Raw genomic sequence first — 20,623 nt, 5'->3', positions numbered from 1 at the left:
GAGCGATAATGGCTAACAAGATATTAATTATTGATTTTGGCGGACAGTACAACCAGCTCATCGCCCGCAGGGTTCGTGAGCTCGGCGTGTACTCGGAAGTTCATAATTTTGAAAATATAACAGTAGATAAGGTCAAGGAATTTGACCCATGCGGCATCATCTTTACAGGTGGACCACAGTCCGCATACGGAGAGGGTGCACCAGCAATCGATAAGGGTGTGTTCGAGCTAGATCTGCCAATCCTTGGCATCTGCTACGGCGCACAGCTGATGGCACACGTGCTGGGCGGTAAAATCGGAACAGCTCCGACGAGCGAGTACGGCCGCACCGATACGGTGGTAGACTGCAAGGAAGGCCTCTTTGCAGGACTCAGCGACGAGACCGTAACATGGATGAGCCACACCGACTATATCAGTGAGGTTCCAGAAGGCTTCAAGATTACAGCACATACAGAAAACTGCCCAGTTGCAGGCATGGAGGACAGGGCTAGGGGCTACTACGCAGTGCAGTTCCACCCAGAGGTTAACCATACGGCAGAGGGCACAGCGCTGCTCAGCAACTTCATACTAGGCGTGTGCAAGTGCGAGCAGGACTGGAAGATGGATTCCTTCGCTGAGAAGAAAATCGCAGAGGTGCGAGAGAAGGTTGGAGACGGCAAGGTGTTACTTGCACTCTCTGGCGGCGTTGATTCCAGCGTAGTGGCTGCACTTCTGGCAAAGGCAATCGGCAAGCAGCTGACCTGCGTATTCGTAGACCACGGACTACTCCGTAAAGACGAGGGCGATCAGGTTGAAGAGATATTTGGCAGCAAGGGCGAGTACGACCTCAACTTCGTGCGTGTAAATGCTCAGGAGAGATACTATTCAAAGCTTGCTGGCGTGACAGACCCAGAGATGAAGCGTAAGATCATCGGTGAGGAGTTCATCCGTGTATTTGAAGATGAAGCTAAGAAGATAGGCGCAGTTGATTTCCTAGCTCAGGGAACAATCTACGCAGACATCATCGAGAGCGGCCTCGGCAAGTCGGCAGTTATCAAGTCCCACCATAACGTGGGCGGACTACCAGACCACGTTGATTTTAAGGAGATAATCGAGCCACTCCGCATGCTATTCAAGGATGAAGTGCGCGCCCTCGGAAGAGAGCTCGGCCTCCCAGACTATCTAGTTGACCGTCAGCCATTCCCAGGTCCAGGGCTCGGCATCAGAATCATCGGCGAAGTTACAGCTGAGAAGGTTAAGATAGTACAGGAAGCGGATGCAATCTACCGCGAGGAGATAGCCAAGGCGGGCCTCGAAGGCTCAATCAGCCAGTACTTCGCAGCTCTAACTAATATGAGGTCAGTCGGTGTAATGGGAGACTTCCGTACGTATGACTATGCGGTGGCGATCCGTGCGGTCGAGACAGTCGACTTCATGACAGCAGAAGCGGTGGAAATCCCATGGGCAGTGCTGCAGAAGGTGATGAATAGAATTATCAATGAGGTGGATCACGTGAATAGAGTGTTCTACGATCTGACCTCGAAGCCACCGGGAACGGTGGAGTTCGAATGATGGACACACATCAAAAGGCCTGCCCTCATGCGAGGGCAGGCCTTTTGATGTGTGTCCTCCGCCAGGATCGCTAGCGAGGCGAGCCCAAGGGGCGATAACGAGGTGGTGCGGTCTACGGCGTGTTGGTGGTTGTGAGTGTCCTCCACCAAGACTGCCCACGAAACAAGCACAAGGTGCGAAGTTGAGTGGTTGCAGTCGATGGTGTGACAGTAGATCGATGTAGTTCCTCCGCCAGGATTTCCCAAGAGCTGAACCGAAGGTGAAGTGATTGGAAGAAATCTACGGCGTGTTGGTTGTCAGTGTGTGTCCTCCGCCAGGACTGTCCAAGAAGCGAGCGATAGCGAAGATGATTGGGAACAGTCTACGGCGTGACAGTAGAGCGATATAGTTCCTCCGTCAGGACTGTCCACGAAGCGAGCACAGGGTGTGGAGTTGAGTGGTTGCAGTCTACAGTGTGTTAGGGTGTGGATTGCAGCTCATTGGATGGTAAGAAATTAAAAATATCTTTATTGGTACGGGATTAAGTAATGTGATATTTAAAACTAAAATTTATAATTATGTATTTAATTATTGTTTAAAATTAAACAATTTCTTAAGATAATAAATGATACAAGCGTAATTGAGAATTATATTGGCATTCAATTTTAAAAATAGTACATGACATCTGTAAAAGGATTATATATAATAATATTGTAGGTGTAACAAATAATTGTGTTATATTTTATAACAAAAAGGAGAGGTAGTATGCTAGCTTATATAGATTTAAAGAATTTTAAGTCGCTTACTGATACAAGGATAGATTTTAGAGGAGAAAATCGTAAGCCTAAAAAAATTGTATTTATATATGGCGAGAATGGATCAGGTAAGACAAATATAATATCTTCAATACTATTTTTGGAAAAAACTTTATTAACATTAACAAATACTATTAAGTTGAAAGAGTTTTCCGGTGAAAAAAATTTCCATGAATCTTTGCCGGATTTTGAAAATGATGTAGAAAAAAATTATTTTATTGATTTTTTAAAAGAAAATTTATATAGCTTGGAAAATCTAATTAGAGACAATAAGACTATTGATTGTGAAGAAGACATGGAAATAAAGATTGGCTTTAATATAAATGGAATTGAGGGTTCTTATGAGTTAAAATTTGATAATAATTCAGTTATTTTTGAAGAATTAAAATATTTAGTAAATGAAAGAGTTGGTAGTATTTTTAAAATAGATAAAGGTAATATAACTATTAGTCCCTCAATGATACTATCAACATCATACAGAAAAGAATTAATAGATAATATTGAAAAATATTGGGGAAAAAACACTTTTATGAGCATTATTTTTAATGAGTTTAGAATAAAAAATGACTCTTTTACAAAAAAAACATTAAGTAGAAATTTTTTAAATGTTTTTTCCTGGCTAAGTAAAATTTCTTTACAATGTAAAAATGGAAAATCAATCATAGGAAGAATTGCCACATCTAAAGAAATATTATCAAAAATTGAAAAAGGTAATGTGGATAATGAAAGAAATAAAGAATTGCTATCGATGGAAAATTTCTTAAATGGAGTTTTTACACAATTGTATTCAGATATAAAAAGGGTTTTTTATGTCTTTAAACATATTGATAATAAATTTGAATATGAACTCTACTTTACAAAACTTATAGATGGTGAATTAAAAGATATTCCATTTACACTTGAATCCACAGGAACCCAACGCCTGATAGAGACTATTAAGTATATTTTCTTATACGTAAAAGGGAACACTGTTCTTGTAGATGAACTAGAAAACGGTATTCATGATTTGCTTATTTACGAAGTAATATCTTCTCTATTGAATTCTTTCGGTTATAGCGAAAATTCACAATTTATAGCCACAACACACAGTACATATTTGATGGAAATGCTACCACAAGAATATGTCTATATTATAGTAGGTGATGCTTTTGGTAAAAAGAATATTTTGTCGATTGATAAATATGAATTTAGAACACAAAAGAATAATAATGTACGATTAAAATATCTTAGGGGTGATTATTCTGGAATACCAAATGTTGGATATCTAGACTTTAATGATCTTGTTGATCAATTTGAAGAAGATTTGAACTAGATTGTAGGTGATTAGTTATGAAAATAAGACCTGCAAAATTAAATGTTATGTCAATTGTTCACGGAAAATCTGAATTACTAATGTGTAGCTCTGTTAAATCAAATCTTAAAATTAAACATGAAATACATGCTAAAAATAAAGGGAAGTGTAGTATACAGGTAAATAGTGTTAGAAATGAACTTTGGTCTAATAAATTCAATATGGGATTAAAAAAATTTTCTGATGAATATGGAATAGAATATTGTAAAAAAAAGTTAGTTAATTTTAAGCTGTTTATTATTATGGATTTAGATGATTGTGAAGTACAAAAAGCTAAAGAATTTAAAGATAAGACTATGTTTATTGGACACCCCTTATATGATTATATTGTACCTATTTATAATGATCCTAATTTAGAGGGAACAATGGAAGATATAGGCATTAGTATAAATCCTAGAGAAAAAGTAAAAGGATACTTTAGAATTTTTCCAACTAATAAAGGTGATTTAGATATTAATATGGCAATAGAATATGCAAATAAACTTAAAGAATGCAAAAATTCTAATTTGTATTTATATTTCGAGTATTGTATTTCAATAGCACAAAAAAATAGAATTATATAATAATCACGTAAAAGTATGATAAAAATATAGATGGAAGCTAAAGAACATTATTCTTATAGTATGGATTATCAGAATTTTGGGTTGATAAAAAGTTTTTAGGGTCTTACGAAATGCAAAATGGATTGGGCAGTTTGCCCAATCCATTTTGCACGGGAAAACATTAGTGATTTGATTATTAGCCTTTGTAAATTGGATTCCTGCGAGTAGCAAAAAGGAACCGATTTCTCATGTGTTCGAAGTTTCGAAATCCTCTTCCTAGTCGCTTTAGGTCTTTTACTTTGCGATTTAAAGATTCAATTGGACCATTAGAAAGACGGCTGTTATATATGCCATCTGGTCCTAATCTATCTACCATTATGAATGAGTTAATAATGGGATTCTTGTATTTACGTAGTAAATTCCCGAATTCAACGAATATCTGATATTCACTACTGCAGTATTTGTGTATTAGGGAATCTATTTCTTCAGAAGCTTTTAAGGGATTACCAGCATTTCTAGAATTAAATCTTACGTACTCTTCTTTTAAATCTCTAAAGACCTTGATATATGGGTGAAGAGCCAGAAATTTTTCCTCGTATCCAAAAGTGTTTATGAAATATCTAAAGTGTCTGTCATATCTAGGTTCTAAGTGATATTCTAAATGCTCTTGATTCTTAAGAAGCAGCCACCGATACTTCTTAAGAAGATATACTTCATCTGAAATAGGGATTCTTTGCGGATGTCCGTATTTTGAAAAATTTGCATATCGTTTAGATTCATCTCGTGCTTTATATTCCTTTTGCAGGTTACGAAGAAACATGTCAAGAGAATGAATGAGCCATTGCATTACATGGAAAGAATCCACTACAGATACAGCATTAGGAAAGTATTTTTTTACATAACTTAAATAAGGGTTATACATATCTGAAATTAGATACTTAACATTAGCACGTTCTTTTAAGGGAATATTTGAGAAATATGGTTCAGTAACTCTATCTAATCTGCTGTGAATAATATCTATAGGATCACCAGTGTAAAAATCTTGAATAACTAGGGCGTATTTACAGTTTTTATCCATATCTAGGTATACTTCATCGACAGAAATAGCATCTGTAAGTGGAAGACGATCCAATTGTATATATCTGTCGAGAACATTAAGAACATGCATATCTGAAGTATGAAGTTGCCTAGCTATATCTACAGCTGAAAAAATAAGATTTCTAAACTGATTAAGAATTAGTAGGTCAGAAGCATTAGTATTACGCCTGTAGCGGTTAACAAGTTTGAAATGCTCATTTGATTCGTAAAGGCAATCGCAGTTTGTACATCTCCAACGTCTTTGCTGGAGCTTTATTACTAGCTTATAGCCGTCCTGAAGAACAGGGTGATTAACTGTCCTAGTTTTAATGCCTCTAGAATGCATTTAGTAAAAACACTGAGGACAAAAGTGAGGTGTAGGCATACTGCCAACAGTAACTATTTTCTTTAAGTCCTGAACTTCACAAGATAACAACTCAAGGTCATTGTCTTCAATGTCCAGTAAAGATGTGATAATATTCATATGAATTCCTTTCTCTAATGTTTTCCCAGAAGATATATTATGAAAAAGCAAAAAGCGAGGCAAGAATAATCTTTGCCTCGCTTTTCTAATACAAAATCTGACCCTAAAACCAGACCCTAAAATTTGCCCCTAAAATATCTAGACCCTAAAAAACTTTGATTACCCGAAAAATGGTGGGTTGCAGTTATGCGCCCACCATTTTTCGATGTAGTTCCTCCGCCAGGATTTCCCAGGAGCTGAACCGAAGGTGAAAGCGATTGGAAGAAATCTACGGCGTGTTGTTATTTGATGTGTGTCCTCCACCAAGACTGCCACTAAACAAACAAAGGGTGCGAAGTTGAGTGGTTGCAGTCGACGGTGTGTTGGTGGTCTATGTAGTTTCTCCGCCAGGACCTCCAGCGAGACGAGCACGTAGTACGATGACGTGGTGCTACGGTTTATGGCATGTTGGTGTTGGTATGTGCGCCCTCCGCTAGAATTTCTCAAGAACTGAAGGTGAAAGTGATTATCGTTACACATTCATTATTTTCATTTTATTTAAAATTTGATAAACTATAAATAATTATGCTAACATTTATTTATAAAAAGGTTATATATTTTATCTTAAAATAATTATTATTGATTGATGTCAGTGAATAAATTTTGAACATAGTATTATAATAAATATTGTTTGGTGATTTTGAAATTGAAGTTTTAAGAGGATGTGTCAAATGTATTACTCTCCGTTACGGTATCCTGGAGGAAAAAGAAAATTAACCCCATTTATATCAACGATGATCGAAGCTCGTGGACGTGTAGGAGGGACCTATATTGAGCCATTTGTAGGGGGGGCAGCAGTTGCACTCGAGCTGCTTGAAAAAGGTATTGTATCTGAAATTGTAATTAACGATTTAGATAAATGCATTTATTCTTTCTGGAGAGCAATTCTTACCGATACAGAACGATTTATAAGTGAGATTGAGAAAACTCAAGTTAATATGGATGAGTGGTATAAACAGAGAACGATATGTATGAATGAGAATTCTAGATACAGTTTTGAATTGGGATTTGCAACATTTTTTATGAACAGGACAAATAGATCTGGAATAATAAAAGGTGGTGTTATTGGCGGCAAAGATCAGCAAGGGCCTTGGAAATTAGATGCTAGGTTTAATAAACCTGAGTTAATTGCGAGAATTAGGAAAATTGCAGAGAAGAAACGACACATTCATTTGTACAATAAAGATATTGTGTCATTTATAAAAAATTATATCCCTAAATATGAAGATAACGCTTTTATATACTTTGATCCACCTTATTTTCGAAAAGGGCGTCAACTTTACATGAACTATTTTGATTATGAAGATCATTTAAGAATTGAAAAACTGATTTCAAGCGTGGTAAATTGTGATTGGTTGATTACATATGACAATGAGCCAGAGATTAAAAAAATCTATGAAAACAGATATATTAAAACATTCGAATTAAATTATAGTGTGGGTAATAAGAGAAAAGGTCAGGAACTCTTAATATTTAAAAATGAATCAATGCTTTCTAATGTATCGCCAATTCAGAATGGAAATATTTGCATCAATGCACAGTAGGAGAAAAAGATGAATAAGAGATTACTAGCGAGTGAACTTATATTAGAAAAATTTCGTTCTTTTAAAGATGTTAGAATTAATTTAGCAAAAAAGATTACAGTTATAAGTGGAGTGAATGGTGTGGGCAAGTCTAACATCTTGTCACTAATAGCTTCTGGTTCTGGAACGAATAGGAAATCACAGGTTGCTAGCAATTTTCAGCCAGAATTTACTGAGTTCTTTAATATTGATGTTAATGAGCCATTTAAGGAATACAAGATATTTATAAAATATATAAAAGATGATGGGAATTTTGCGATTGCGAGGAGATTGTCTTTTAATAACTATAAAGATGGTAATCGTGGCATAAGAATAATCCCACGCACCGTAAATATCCATTATGATGGAATGACTACAACAGATGTTGCTAGAGTTGAAAAGGAAAAGTATGGTGTAGGTGGGTCTGGTAGAGTTAAGATTCCTACGATTTATTCAAGCCTCTCAAGATTATATCCTTTAGGAGAGAGACGAGAATCCGTTAAAATAAGGAAAATTAGAAGAAATAATCTGTTTGTCCAAAAGAATGCAACAGACAAATATCGGGAATGGTACAACTACGTTATTCCTAATTCTATAAAGCTTGATGCAGATGCTTCACTGGTAAATAAAGAAGCATGCTCTAGGGCTTCACTACATATGGATATTAAAAATACTCCTACATTATCACAATCTATAGGTCAAGATAATGTTGGGAATATTATTAGTGCACTCACAGAATTATATATTCTATCCATGGAAGAAGATTATCAAGGTGCGCTGCTGTGCATTGATGAGATAGAAGTATCATTACATCCCGATACACAAGTTAGGATGATTAATTTATTAGACAAGCTAGCAGACGAGTTGAAAATACAAGTTGTAGTGAGTTCACATTCCTTGACGGTACTAAAGGAGTGCTTAAGGAAAGAAAAAAAAGACAAAGAGAACTATACTGTAGTGTATTTAAAGAGTCCATCCGCTCCAATGGTTACAAGAATAAAAGACTATAATATGCTTAAACAAGATATGTTCGGTAGTCTGACGTTTAAACAGCCCTATGTGAAAATGTATTTTGAAGATGATATTGGGAAAACAATTTTTGAACAATTAATGAATGCATATAAGGAGGTACTGACAAAAGTCAAAGACTGTTCATCATTAAGTGCATTAAGGAATTCTGATAATAGAGAAAAAGATAAAATAGATCACAACATCCTTTCTTTAGAGGAAGTTCTTGAAATAAAAGATAAGACAAATAAGATAGTCACGCACCTAGGATGTGAGAATTTAATAGATATTTCTGAAGCGGATGAATATTTTAAAAGAGTTATAATCATGTTAGATGGTGATGCGAGAATAAAAAATTCTACCGAAAAACCACGTGCATGTGATTATATGGACTGTTATTTTGATCCTAAAAACAGAGGAGTAAATGATAGAAAGCATAAACCAAATATCATTTTTGCACCAAACTATTTTGCACCAGAATCGTACTTATATAGGATAATAATGAAAATTTGTAATGATTCACTGGCGCACCAATCATTTTGGAGAACTCTAGATGAAAAAGAATCAACTGCATTGTTTACTGCCGATAAAGTAAAAACTCTTTTTCAGGGTATAGGAGAAAAATTTTCAAATGATGATCTTAAGGGAGTTTTTAAAGATGGTGATCTCGAAAGTGATGCCTGGAAATTTGTGCTGAAATCTGATATCCTTGAATACTTTTATTCTGATTACAATACTGTATCTGAATTGCTAAAGTTCATGTATGATCTTAAGGAAGCTTATGGGATTGCAAAGCCATTAACAATGTCAAATAGGCACGTATAATTAGCATCATGAAAAGTAGGGCATCAAAGTTTTAGGATGTATCCTATTGTATTACGAGAAGTAAAGAATTCTGGTTTAGCAGTGGATTCTCTGAGCTTTCGCTTCAAGAAAAACCTCCAATGTTATTATAATGTTGGTTCGCCAATCACATCAAATAACATTGGAGGTTGCCATTGTGGTTGACAAAATTACTCTATCACACACAAGCTGTAGAAGTAAATATCGTATAATATTTTCTCTCGAATACAGGAGCCAAGATGAAATCCTACTTTCGTACTTATAGGGAAGTACGTGTTATTAGAGAATTTTCACGTATCTTAAGATGTAACGGGTATAAGATCTTACAGGCATAATATGAATGGATTTAACAGCTGTTATACCAACTAAGTATTCTGAGCAATAGACTTTCTTTTTGTAGTAAATTATTTATAAGACTATAATTGAAATCAGATACAATATCAGCACTTCTCAGTTAAGAGAATAGTACTCACGGAGACAAGAAATGACCACCACAACTCAAGAAAAATACGAACTAACCATCACCGCCGACAACCTAATTTCAACAGATACAAGGTTTAATATAGACAACCTAAACCTAGGTGACAACTACGAACCTATAGATGCATATTATGTAACTTCTGATAATGAGTTGATCAGAAGAAAAAGAAATAAAGGGGAGCAACGTATATCTAATCAAACGCTTCCTCGTCTTGCTATGCAGATTTTCGAAAGAAAACTCATAGCATTGTCAAAGGAAGCCAAGAAGGAGTTTCCTATCTGTAAGTACAGCCCTGGGCAGGCAATTATTAGGGGTATTTTTTCAAGTGTAGAAGAATATCGTGATTACAAGAAATCAGTTGAGTATTTAATCTACAGACGAGAGGGTGGTCCACAGTTTGTAATTTATTCATGGAATATGTTTTCAACATTGAACTTTGTTCAAGAGTGTGTAAAGAGATTTGGAAAGCAAGGCGAGAAGTTTGTCCTTATATATAGGGACAAAACCGAAAAAACAAAGAAAGATGACAAAGTTGAAAAAATAATCATTGATGATACAGTAAAGACTTTGATTGAGTGTAAAATTCCATACTCAAAACTACTACTCGAATCCAAAAACCTCATCTTCAGAGGTGCACCGGGAACTGGTAAATCATATCTTGCTAAGCAGATAGCCGCAGACATAATAAGCAACGGATACACAGACAAATGGGCTGATCTAACAGAGGAACAGAGAAGACAAGTCGAGTTTGTACAGTTCCATCCAAGCTATGATTATTCAGATTTTGTTGAAGGTTTAAGACCTAAAATGAATGAAGACGGAAGCATGGGCTTTGAACTGCAAGACGGTATATTTAAAAGCTTTGTAGATAGAGCAAGACGAAACTTCGAGGATTCTCAGAAGCCTAAAGAGGTAAGGGAGAAAGAAATATCTTCTAACACCGCACTAGAGGAATTTTTTGCAGATATTGAGTTCGGAGAGGAAGAATTTAGAACTATAAAAGGCAGTAAGTTTACTATCACAAATATGGATGATAAGCATATTTACCTTGCAATACCAGGCAACGAGACAGTAAACAAACTAAGTTTAAATATCGATGAATTACGAAAGATGCTCGAGTCAGGACTCGACTTCAATAAAGTAAGTGATATCACGAAGTTCTTTGGTAAGCAGTTCGGTACCCAGAATTACTCGTATGATTTCGCTTTATTTAAAGCCATCAAAGAAGCTGGGAAGACTAACCGAAAGACAAAAGTCGAAGCAGAGCCTTTAAAGAAATTCATCTTCATCATCGATGAGATAAACCGTGGAGAGATTTCAAAAATCCTCGGTGAGCTATTCTTTGCAATTGATCCAGGATACCGTGGACAAGCTGGTGAAGTAGCAACTCAGTACTCAAATATGCACGTTAACCCAGATGAGAAGTTCTACATCCCTGAGAATGTATATATCATAGGCACGATGAACGATATCGACAGGTCCGTAGATAGCTTCGATTTTGCTATGCGCAGAAGGTTTAGGTTCGTTGAGGTGAGAGCTGAATCTACACAGGATATGCTAGATACAATAGCCGATGAAGACACTAAGAATGAGGCAATTGCAAGGATGGATAGACTGAATGCTGAGATTCTCAAAGTAGAGGGCCTAAACGAGAACTATCAGATTGGTGCTTCGTATTTCCTTAAACTAAAGTATCTGGATTTCGATGACTTTTGGACTGACTATCTTGAGCCACTACTGCAAGAATATGTGCGTGGTCTCTATGACGAAAAGGGCATCATGAAGAGGTTTGCTAGAGCGTATGGATATTCTGCGCTAGATGAAGGTGCTACAGATGAAGCAGCTCAAAATTAAGGATAATCAATACCTGCCAAAAGAGGATTTTTATCAAGTAAAATCCATAGTCTCGCACGTTTCCGACAAGACGCTTGAGCAGCTTGAACGAGAGGGTGTATTCGTATTTCCTGAGATTATCAAGGATGCGGAAGACATAACCAAGGATCAGATGATTCTACAAAGCTGTAACGATATGTATTGCTCTGGAAACGTCATGGGCTTCTTCGGATTGGACGATGAACGCCTTGTAATCGAATCTAGATTTAGCCTTGGTGATAATGACTATTTCTTCCAGTACCTATTAGAAAAGGTACTGGATTTTCCTAATTTCATAAGTCTTGATACGGATGCTAATCAGGAGGAGCGGATGTTTAATCTGCTTCTATTTCTATTCCCTCACTATCTCAAAGTCGCTGCTAGAAAAGGTGCTTTCAAGACATATATCAACAAAAAATATAACGATGGAAACGTAAGAGGAACAATAGATATTGCAAGGCATATCAAGAGGAATATTCCATTTGTAGGTGATATCGCATACAACCAGAGGGAATATTCATTTGATAATTATCTCGTGGAGCTAATAAGGCATACCATTGAGCACATCAAGAGTAAATCATTCGGCTACAATCTTCTTAACAAAGTAAAGGATGAGGTAAAGCTCGTTATAGACGCCACTCCTAAATACAGGGCGACAGATAGAAGACACGTTCTCGAAGCAAACAGGAAAAACACTATTCGTCATGCGTACTATCACGAATACAGTGACCTTCAAAGACTATGCATATTAATCCTTCAAAATCAGAAGCACAAGTTCGGTGACGGACGTCGAAAAGTTTACGGCATCCTGTTCGATGGTGCGTGGCTATGGGAGGAATACATTAATTCCCTTATCGGCGATATGTTCTATCATCCAATGAATAAGTCTGGCACTGGCGCACAGAGGCTATTTGCTGGTGGTGTTGGATTGATATATCCAGATTTCATAGGGAAGAATCCAGCTGATAGAGTCATCGCCGATGCTAAATATAAGCCAATTGATAATATCGGGAACAAAGACTATCTGCAGGTGCTCGCCTATATGTTCAGGTTCGACTCTAAACGCGGATACTATCTATATCCTGACTCAGCTGATTCAGGCAGTAAATGCCTAATGATGAATGAAGGTTCAACCTACGAAGGAAATGTGAAAGCTAGAACAGATATCTGCATAACCAAGCTGGGGCTGAGGATTCCGAGTGAGTCAAAAGATTATAAGGATTTTAAGAAACAAATTAGGATTAATGAAATAGCCTTTGTAAAATCGATTAAATAAACATTATAAATTACAATTAAAGTTATGGTTATTCCATGACTTTTTTCGTGAAATAACGGTATTTTGCACCTCAAAAATACAAATAAAATTGTTTATATTTTAATGCAAGGAGGCACAGTAGATGCTATACTTTCCTTGCGGACTAATGTTGCTATTTTAGTAAATGTAACGTCAAACGCACATATTTACTGAAATAGCGCATTATTTTTTTGAAAAAATCGCATAAAAAATAGCCGCATAAGCGACTAGTATTTACAAGAAAAATGCTCCCAATGGAGGCAATCAGATACGGATAAATCCTTATTTGAACTCACCTTGTAAATCACCTATATATTATCACAATTTCTTTTGAGGTCAAGAGCTAATATAAATTTTTCTAGAAAGGTGAAACTTATGGATAACAAAAAGGAATACTACATCGGCTTGGACATGGGAACTAACTCTGTAGGATGGGCAGTTACCGATACAGAATATAACCTTATGCGTGCAAAGGGTAAAGACATATGGGGTGTGCGACTATTTACAGAAGCTCAGCCAGCGGTGAATCGTAGAACTAAGAGAGTTCAGCGCCGTAGAATTGAAAGAGAAAAGGCTAGAAAGGCAATGTTCAAATTGTTCTTTTCAGATGCGATTGATGCTGTTGATCCAGGTTTCTTCCAGCGCCTCGACGAGAGCTTTCTGCAGTATGAAGACAGGTCAGATTCTAATAAGCAGATGAATGCTCTGTTTAATGATGGCAGCTATACAGATTTTGATTACTATAATGAATATCCAACAATTTTCCATCTTAGAAAAGCATTACTTCACGAAGACAGAGAGTTCGACGTGAGACTCGTTTACCTTGCTATTCTAAATATGTTCTCGCACAGAGGACATTTTCTCAATACCAACATGTCATCGGACGACGACAGGGATAATAATTTCGACAGTGCATGGAAAGAACTAATAGATGCATTCGAGACTTCCCAGTTAAGCAATAACAAAGAAATTAACAACATATCAGCTTTACTAGATATTTCAAAGTATCCAGAGATTAAACAGATAATAGGAGATAGAGGTAAGACAAGGTCAGCTAAATTTGATGCGCTCCGAGAACTACTTGGTGTGCCCAAGAGTGAGAAACATATTTGTGCTGTGCTTAAGTTAGTGTGCGGGCTAAAGGTTACTGTAAAAGAACTTTTATCTAATATTGAAAATCCTTCGGTCGATTCAGAATGCCTTAAAGTATCAATTAGTTTTACTGATTCGAACCTAGAAGAGAATTTAGATAAGATTCAAGAAGTTCTGGAAGATGAGTATTTTGATGTAATTTTAAAGGCTAAGAGCGTATATGAGATTTGCCTATTATCATCGATACTCGGCAATAACAAGTATCTATCATATTCTAGAGTTGAGATGTACGAACGTCACAAACAGGATTTGCAAGATTTAAAATCACTACTTGCTGAGTATGACAAGGATGCTTATGAAAAGATATTTAGGACAATGGATGTCGGCTCATATAGTGCTTACGTTGGAAGTGTGAACAGTCACGGTAACAAAATTAGAAGACTAGGGACAACTAGTGCTAATTCTGGAACAGCAAAGGAAGACCTATATAAACTTGTAAAAAAGGTACTCAACGACTCAGTGCCTGAGGATAATGTGGTAAAAGCAAGAATCTTGGATAAGATTGAGAAAGATTGCTTCCTAGAGAAACAGCTAACTAGCAATAATGGGGTAATCCCAAACCAGGTACACACAATAGAGCTTAAGCGCATACTTTCCAATGCTGAGAGGTATCTAAAGTTCCTTCAAGATATAGATGAAGATGGCTTGTCCATTAAGGATAAAATCATTCAGTTATTTGAATTCCAGATTCCATACTACGTAGGACCACTAGGTAGAGAGTTTAATGGCGTAAAAGGCTATAACAACTGGGCAGTTAGAACTGAAGAGGGACTAAAACCTGGTGTTAAAGTTATGCCTTGGAACTTTGATAAATACATAGATAGAACAGCATCCGCAGAAGAATTTATAAAGCGTATGCTTAGAAGATGCTCGTATATGTCCGATGAGTATACACTACCTAAGCATTCCTTAGCGTATGAAAAATTTATAGTTCTAAATGAAATTAACAACATTAAGATAGACAACGAAAGAATCAGTGTTAAAGCTAAGCAAGGCATTTATAATGATTTGTTCACATTAGGGAATAAAGTGTCAAAGAAGAAAATAAAAGAATATTTAGTTAAACACAATTATGCTCGCGATGATGTTGAAATTACAGGATTATCTGATGAAACATGCACAACAAAACTTGCATCGCTTGGTAAGTTTAGGGCTGTATTTGGCGATGCTGTGTTTAAGCAATCCAATAAGGACATCATAGAGGACATCATCTACTGGAGCACTATATACAGCGGTGATAGAAAAATCATCCGAGAAAAAATCGAAGATAGATACCCAAATACATTTGACAAGAAACAGCTTAATAAGATATTAGGATTCAAATTCGAAGGATGGGGGAATCTATCTAAGAAATTTCTTGAGATGCAAGGAACATCCAAAGTAACTGGTGAGATAGATAGTATCATCGGCTTTATGTGGAATGGACAAGAAAATCTAATGGAGCTTCTCAGTGACAACTATACATTTACTAGCCAGCTGAATGGAATGATGGATGATACAATCAAACCTCTTTCTAGCTGGAAAATAGAAGACCTTGAGGATATGTATCTGTCGCCATCTGTAAAAAGAATGGTATGGCAGACTATGAAGATTGTAGATGAATTACAATCTGTAATTGGTTATGCTCCAAAACGAGTATCTGTCGAAGTTACACGAGGAGATGGGCAGAAAGAAAGAACTACATCTAGAAAGCAGAAGCTCATAGATTTATATAAGAACATAAAAGGTGAGACTAAAGACTGGATTAAAGAGATCGAGAACCGAGATGAATCCGCATTCAAGAGCAGAAAACTTTTCCTCTATTATATGCAGCAAGGAATGTGTATGTACTCTGGAGAGAAGATTGATTTAGATAACTTGATGAACGATAACCTATATGACTTGGATCACATTTATCCTCAGCACTTTACAAAGGACGATAGTATTCATAATAATTTAGTCCTTGTAAAGAAAGAGTTCAATGCTCGTAAGAGTGACATGCCAATCACTAAAGCAATCAAGCAAAAATGCATGGTAAATGGAAAGCCTTACTGGATGGTAAGTTCATCACTAGCGAGAAATATGCAAGACTTACTAGACATAGTTATGCATTCTCAGATGATGAAAAAGCTGGATTTATAAGTAGGCAGTTGGTCGAGACAAGTCAAGCAACTAAAGCTATAACAAGAATCTTCTCACAAGCATTTGATAACAATACAAAGATAGTATTCTCTAAAGCAAGACTAGTTTCTGACTTTAGGCAGAAGTTTAAATTGCCAAAATCCAGAGTCTTAAACTGCTATCACCATGCTAACGACGCATATCTAAATATCGTCGTTGGAAATTCGTATTATGTGAAGTTTGAGGGCAATCCTGCAAGATTTATAAAAGAATCCAAGGGAAAAGAAAATGACAAGAAATATAAGTATCACTTAAGTAAGTTCTTTGAGAACACAGTGCAGAATAAGAATGAGATTGCATGGAGTGTGGAAGAAGGTAACAACACTATTACTACCGTCAAGCGAATAATGGCAAAATATTCTCCTCTAGTAACATATAAGACTGAAGAGGGCAAAGGGGAATATTTTAAGGAAACTATTTATCCTAAGTCAAAGGCAAAGCCACTTGTATATACAGGGCTTAAAACTAAGAATACTCCGCTTAACGATGTTACGAAATATGGCGGAAAAACTGCTATTGGAACATCGGGGTACTGCTTCGTAAAATACACTGAAAAGAACAAAGAAGTTAGGAAATTCGAGACACTGCCGATATATCTAGGAAGTAGCAGAACGCTTACTGTTGAGAGAATTCAGGAATATCTAAAAGAATCGTACTTGGAAAAAGGTATGAATCAGGCGGCTGAAACTGTTGAAGTTGTAATAAGATTTGTGCCTAGAAAAACAGAACTAATGTTAGATGGGTATAAATATACTATTGGCGGAAGTACTGGTGATACCATGTATATAAACGGAATTAAACAAATAAATATGCCGTATGAAGTTACTGAATATATGCATAAAATCGAAAAGGCTAAAGAGAATAATGATTATACTGAAATAGATAAATATGGAAATAGGATAATCACTAAACAGAAAAATATTTTCATGATTAATGTAATAATTGAAAAGATGGAGAGTAATGCACTTAATACGAAAAAAAATATTACTACTGACACTATAAAAAATGGAATATTGAGGTTTGAAACACTTGAGTTATCAAAACAAGCATCGATGATATTAGATATCATTAATAATATCTATGGGGCTAAACAAACTGTCGATTTAAGTTCGATTGGAGGAAGTGCAGAAAGTGGCAAGTGTAAAGTGTCTAGGAAACTAGACAAGTTTAAAGAAGCCAAAATAATTACAAAATCATATACCGGATTATTCGAAAGACAAATTGATTTACTAAAGATATGAGCTGGCGTACAGTAGTAATATCACAAAGCTCTAAGCTTGATTATCAGCTTGGTTATATGGTTGTGAGACAGGAGAAGATTCACAAGATTTATATAAGTGAAATTCACACATTGGTTATAGAAACAACTGCTGTTTCTATAACCGCCTCGCTTCTTGCGGAATTAGTTAAGCAAAAGGTTAAGGTAATATTTTGTGATGAGAAAAGAAATCCTTCATCTGAACTAGTACCTTACTATGGTTCACATGATTCAAGTGCTAAGATTAGAAGTCAAGTGAAATGGGATGATAGTATCAAAGGTGAGATTTGGACTGAAATTATTAAAGAGAAAATAAGTCAGCAGAAATTTCACCTACAAGATTTGAGACTTCCAGAGGCTGGTCTATTAGAATCATACATTGGTCAAGTAGAATTTGCAGATAAGACAAATAGAGAAGGGCATGCGGCCAAAGTTTATTTTAATGCTTTATTTGGACTCGATTTTACTCGTGGCTCTGATATTCCGATAAATGCTGCATTAAACTATGGTTATGCCCTGATACTCTCTTCATTTACGAGGCATATTGCAGCAAATGGATATCTAACTCAGCTTGGCTTGTTCCATGACAACATGTTTAACCCTTTTAATCTAGCATCAGACTTAATGGAACCTTTTAGAGTTATCGTAGATAGGAAAGTTAAAAGTCTTAAGCTTGAAGTGTTTGACAAAGAAGAAAAAAGAATTATGATAGATATTCTTAATGAAGTTGTAAGTATTAATTACAGGCAAGAGACAGTAACTAATGCTATAAAAATCTATTGCAAGAGCGTATTTGACGCCATTGAGAACAGGGATATATCAGATTTGAGATTTTACCAATATGGGATATAGATATATGCGGATTATTGTGCTATTTGATTTGCCTGTAGAAACTGCAGAAGATAGGTCTGAGTATGGCAAATTTCGAAGGAGTCTTATAAAAGCAGGATTCTTAATGATGCAAGAATCCATATATTGTAAGCTAGCAGTTAATTCGACAATGGCTGAAAGCATCGTGGCAAATGTTAAGAAATTCAAACCTCCTAGAGGATTGGTTCAGATACTAAAAATAACAGAGAAGCAATATTCTAAGATAGAGTTTGTAGTGGGGGAAAGTGAGTCTGAAACTATCGACTCAGATGAAACATTGGTGATACTTTGAAACTTGTAATCAAATCATGTAATCTGATAGTGGATCTTGAAGAAAATATCATAGATATATTCGTTATAGAGAATCCACGAGTAATGACTAGTGTTATATTAGATACCATTAATAATTCAAAATTAGATAGTAAAATAATATTAATAGAAAATGATGGTGAAGATATTCCAAGCTCTAAGTATGAATTTATAACTTCTCCATTTACAATTAGTTTAAATAGCAAGAAATTATTGGGAAGTGCTTTAAAAGATATAGAAGCAAGCATCTGTGAAAATTACTATGATAAATTTCAGGAGATAAACACGGATATTTTAAACCTCCTCGATCAAGCTATTCTGGATTTGCCATATGATGTATCTTTCGATTGTATTAAGGAGATAAAAGATATAATTAAGGCATGTGATATCTCTTTTGAAGAAAAGCAGCTAAGCTTACTTGAAAAGATAACAGATTATATAAAATTAGAATCTAAAATCCTTAAGCTAAAGTGCATCATCTTTGTAAACATACATGACTTTCTCGATGATGATGAAATTCAGTTATTATATAAAGAAGCCTTTTACCAAAAGGTGCAAATAATAATGATCGAGTCACATGAGATAAATAAAAAAACATGTGAGAGAGTGCATGTAATTGACCAATCACAATGTATAATAGAATACTGATTTACACATATGCCAGTATGCTGGGTTCTGTGATAACCAAAATTTGAGGTTTGAGAACCTTGTAAATTAGTAAAGTAACTAAGCAAATATCTTTGTCAATTAATCCAGGGATGTGTTTGAGAACCTTGTAAATTAGTAAAGTAACTAAGCTATTATGGTAGGGGTCAGGTTATATCACAGGTTTGAGAACCTTGTAAATTAGTAAAGTAACTAAGCAAAGAGACACAACAAACATTTAGAGAGCCGGTTTGAGAACCTTGTAAATTAGTAAGGTAACTAAGCTTTGTACCACCGCCGCCGATTGATGGTGCAGTTTGAGAACCTTGTAAATTAGTAAGGTAACTAAGCCAATGTTGAGTTCCTGGGCAGTAGCCAGCAGTTTGAGAACCTTGTAAATCAGTAAAGTAACTACAATGTTATATCATCATCACTATTTGCATTTTTATAAACATTATATTTAAATAAACAATTAGAAAAGGAATTGTTACAATGCCAAAAGGAACCCCTAATGCTCAGACAAAAGCAACAGAAAAATATCAAAAGAAAGCAGGACTAATAAATAAGTCATACAAGTTAAAAAAGGAAGTAGTAGAAGAATTTAAAGAAACGTGTGATGCGCTAGGAGTAAGCCAAGCGTCAGCGCTTACTGGTTTAATGAAACAGTTTATTTCAGAAAACAGGTCATTTTTGAAATAAGGCACACATATTATTAGAACCATCACGATTCATCAAAGCCACAAAAAATCAGGCTCACGCCTGATTTTTTCCATTCCTTCATCTAATCTCGTACTTATCCAGCCCTACTCAAACATCGCCATCTCAACACTATCGAGATACTGACAGAGCGACTTATTAAACTTCTCATAATCAGCATATGCAAATTCCTCAGTAGCCTGCGCGATATTGACATACACAGTCTTAGACTGATTATAAAAAGTAATCATCAGCGGCAGCTTGAACACCGTCGAAAATCCCCTAACAGTGAGATTGCCAGCTTCCTCTATATTCATGATATCATCCTTCGAATGAGCACCTGTTAGATGATTATCCGTTAATATCTCAACTGGCATCTCCTTGCTATCGTAGTAATCGTACATCTTTGCAGCAGCTTTGCATAGTCCCTCCCAACCGGTAGCATACGTAAGATCCCACTGCGACAATAGCCAATTCCCATCTGCTCTTACTCCGATTAATAGCATCTTAACCTCCTGACCTATACCACTAGGCATGTATCCAATATTTGCTGATTATAGAGTAAACTCATTAACATTCATTTTCAACCATCTAGTGTAAATAACTCCTCGCATGCATATACCGTCAATCAGCCAA

At 35.9% G+C, this 20,623-nt stretch carries 15 protein-coding genes and 1 CRISPR repeat array; of the genes, 13 read left to right on the top strand and 2 right to left on the bottom strand.

The genetic code is table 11. From position 1 onward, the window contains the following. Positions 1–8: 8 nt before the first annotated feature. From guaA to QU661_RS05870, 3 genes are all read left to right on the top strand, one after another. Complete coding sequence (guaA, locus tag QU661_RS05880; RefSeq protein ID WP_304989329.1) at positions 9–1,550, top strand: glutamine-hydrolyzing GMP synthase; 1,542 nt, start codon at positions 9–11, stop codon at positions 1,548–1,550. A 744-nt stretch (positions 1,551–2,294) separates the two neighbouring features. After that, the gene (locus QU661_RS05875) at positions 2,295–3,656 is read left to right on the top strand and encodes an AAA family ATPase (protein WP_304989328.1); all 1,362 of its coding nucleotides are present in this window, start codon (positions 2,295–2,297) and stop codon (positions 3,654–3,656) included. Between the two features lie 17 nt (positions 3,657–3,673). Beyond that, positions 3,674–4,258 carry a hypothetical protein gene (locus tag QU661_RS05870; RefSeq protein WP_304989327.1) on the top strand — a complete coding sequence of 195 codons (585 nt, stop codon included), beginning with the start codon at positions 3,674–3,676 and terminating at the stop codon, positions 4,256–4,258. Between the two features lie 175 nt (positions 4,259–4,433). Here QU661_RS05870 and QU661_RS05865 read toward each other — a convergent pair whose 3' ends face one another. Beyond that, complete coding sequence (locus QU661_RS05865) at positions 4,434–5,660, bottom strand: ISL3 family transposase (RefSeq protein WP_304989326.1); 1,227 nt, start codon at positions 5,658–5,660, stop codon at positions 4,434–4,436. 848 nt (positions 5,661–6,508) lie between these two features. On the opposite strand from QU661_RS05865, the gene QU661_RS05860 reads away from it, so the two are divergent. The 10 genes from QU661_RS05860 to QU661_RS05815 all read left to right on the top strand — a co-directional run bounded on the left by QU661_RS05860 (position 6,509) and on the right by QU661_RS05815 (position 19,990). Beyond that, on the top strand, positions 6,509–7,381 hold the full coding sequence (locus QU661_RS05860; RefSeq protein ID WP_304989325.1) for a DNA adenine methylase: 873 nt from the start codon (positions 6,509–6,511) through the stop codon (positions 7,379–7,381). Positions 7,382–7,390: 9 nt separating this feature from the next. Further along, entirely contained in the window at positions 7,391–9,232 is a 1,842-nt protein-coding gene (locus tag QU661_RS05855) for an ATP-dependent nuclease (protein WP_304989324.1), read from the top strand. A 502-nt stretch (positions 9,233–9,734) separates the two neighbouring features. Beyond that, positions 9,735–11,585: an AAA family ATPase gene (locus QU661_RS05850; protein ID WP_304989323.1), complete on the top strand. Its 1,851-nt coding sequence runs from the start codon at positions 9,735–9,737 to the stop codon at positions 11,583–11,585. Then, complete coding sequence (locus tag QU661_RS05845; protein ID WP_304989322.1) at positions 11,566–12,879, top strand: 5-methylcytosine restriction system specificity protein McrC; 1,314 nt, start codon at positions 11,566–11,568, stop codon at positions 12,877–12,879. The genes QU661_RS05850 and QU661_RS05845 overlap by 20 nt, the downstream gene beginning before the upstream one ends. Positions 12,880–13,272: 393 nt before the next feature. After that, positions 13,273–16,170 carry a type II CRISPR RNA-guided endonuclease Cas9 gene (gene cas9 / locus QU661_RS05840; RefSeq protein ID WP_304989321.1) on the top strand — a complete coding sequence of 966 codons (2,898 nt, stop codon included), beginning with the start codon at positions 13,273–13,275 and terminating at the stop codon, positions 16,168–16,170. After that, positions 16,056–17,450 (top strand): type II CRISPR RNA-guided endonuclease Cas9, encoded by a 1,395-nt coding sequence (cas9, locus tag QU661_RS05835; RefSeq protein WP_304989320.1) that lies wholly within the window; start codon positions 16,056–16,058, stop codon positions 17,448–17,450. Before cas9 (QU661_RS05840) ends, cas9 (QU661_RS05835) begins: the two co-directional genes overlap by 115 nt. Then, the gene (cas1, locus tag QU661_RS05830) at positions 17,447–18,319 is read left to right on the top strand and encodes a type II CRISPR-associated endonuclease Cas1 (protein WP_304989319.1); all 873 of its coding nucleotides are present in this window, start codon (positions 17,447–17,449) and stop codon (positions 18,317–18,319) included. The genes cas9 (QU661_RS05835) and cas1 overlap by 4 nt, the downstream gene beginning before the upstream one ends. A 4-nt stretch (positions 18,320–18,323) precedes the next feature. Next, the gene (gene cas2, locus QU661_RS05825; protein ID WP_304989318.1) at positions 18,324–18,629 is read left to right on the top strand and encodes a CRISPR-associated endonuclease Cas2; all 306 of its coding nucleotides are present in this window, start codon (positions 18,324–18,326) and stop codon (positions 18,627–18,629) included. Further along, positions 18,626–19,294: a type II-A CRISPR-associated protein Csn2 gene (csn2, locus tag QU661_RS05820; protein WP_304989317.1), complete on the top strand. Its 669-nt coding sequence runs from the start codon at positions 18,626–18,628 to the stop codon at positions 19,292–19,294. Before cas2 ends, csn2 begins: the two co-directional genes overlap by 4 nt. Positions 19,295–19,342: 48 nt before the next feature. Beyond that, positions 19,343–19,708: a CRISPR direct-repeat array (repeat unit 36 nt; unit sequence GTTTGAGAACCTTGTAAATTAGTAAAGTAACTAAGC). Positions 19,709–19,783: 75 nt separating this feature from the next. Next, positions 19,784–19,990, top strand: a complete 207-nt coding sequence (locus QU661_RS05815) for a chemotaxis protein (RefSeq protein ID WP_304989316.1) — start codon at positions 19,784–19,786, stop codon at positions 19,988–19,990. Positions 19,991–20,094: 104 nt separating this feature from the next. On the opposite strand, the gene QU661_RS05810 is transcribed toward QU661_RS05815, so the two are convergent. Continuing rightward, entirely contained in the window at positions 20,095–20,493 is a 399-nt protein-coding gene (locus QU661_RS05810; RefSeq protein ID WP_304989315.1) for a hypothetical protein, read from the bottom strand. Positions 20,494–20,623 lie beyond the last annotated feature (130 nt).

It is taken from the genome of Mogibacterium neglectum, from assembly GCF_030644205.1.
Taxonomy (GTDB): domain Bacteria; phylum Bacillota; class Clostridia; order Peptostreptococcales; family Anaerovoracaceae; genus Mogibacterium; species Mogibacterium neglectum.
Note: the sequence above shows the minus strand (reverse complement) of the source record. Positions and strands in the feature narration are given on the sequence as shown.

Coding starts and splice junctions, on each gene's coding strand:
- guaA (WP_304989329.1), top strand. CDS start 9: ATGGCTAACAAGATATTAATTATTGATTTTGGCGGACAGTACAACCAG.
- QU661_RS05875 (WP_304989328.1), top strand. CDS start 2,295: ATGCTAGCTTATATAGATTTAAAGAATTTTAAGTCGCTTACTGATACA.
- QU661_RS05870 (WP_304989327.1), top strand. CDS start 3,674: ATGAAAATAAGACCTGCAAAATTAAATGTTATGTCAATTGTTCACGGA.
- QU661_RS05865 (WP_304989326.1), bottom strand. CDS start 5,660: ATGCATTCTAGAGGCATTAAAACTAGGACAGTTAATCACCCTGTTCTT.
- QU661_RS05860 (WP_304989325.1), top strand. CDS start 6,509: ATGTATTACTCTCCGTTACGGTATCCTGGAGGAAAAAGAAAATTAACC.
- QU661_RS05855 (WP_304989324.1), top strand. CDS start 7,391: ATGAATAAGAGATTACTAGCGAGTGAACTTATATTAGAAAAATTTCGT.
- QU661_RS05850 (WP_304989323.1), top strand. CDS start 9,735: ATGACCACCACAACTCAAGAAAAATACGAACTAACCATCACCGCCGAC.
- QU661_RS05845 (WP_304989322.1), top strand. CDS start 11,566: ATGAAGCAGCTCAAAATTAAGGATAATCAATACCTGCCAAAAGAGGAT.
- cas9 (WP_304989321.1), top strand. CDS start 13,273: ATGGATAACAAAAAGGAATACTACATCGGCTTGGACATGGGAACTAAC.
- cas9 (WP_304989320.1), top strand. CDS start 16,056: ATGCATGGTAAATGGAAAGCCTTACTGGATGGTAAGTTCATCACTAGC.
- cas1 (WP_304989319.1), top strand. CDS start 17,447: ATGAGCTGGCGTACAGTAGTAATATCACAAAGCTCTAAGCTTGATTAT.
- cas2 (WP_304989318.1), top strand. CDS start 18,324: ATGCGGATTATTGTGCTATTTGATTTGCCTGTAGAAACTGCAGAAGAT.
- QU661_RS05815 (WP_304989316.1), top strand. CDS start 19,784: ATGCCAAAAGGAACCCCTAATGCTCAGACAAAAGCAACAGAAAAATAT.
- QU661_RS05810 (WP_304989315.1), bottom strand. CDS start 20,493: ATGCTATTAATCGGAGTAAGAGCAGATGGGAATTGGCTATTGTCGCAG.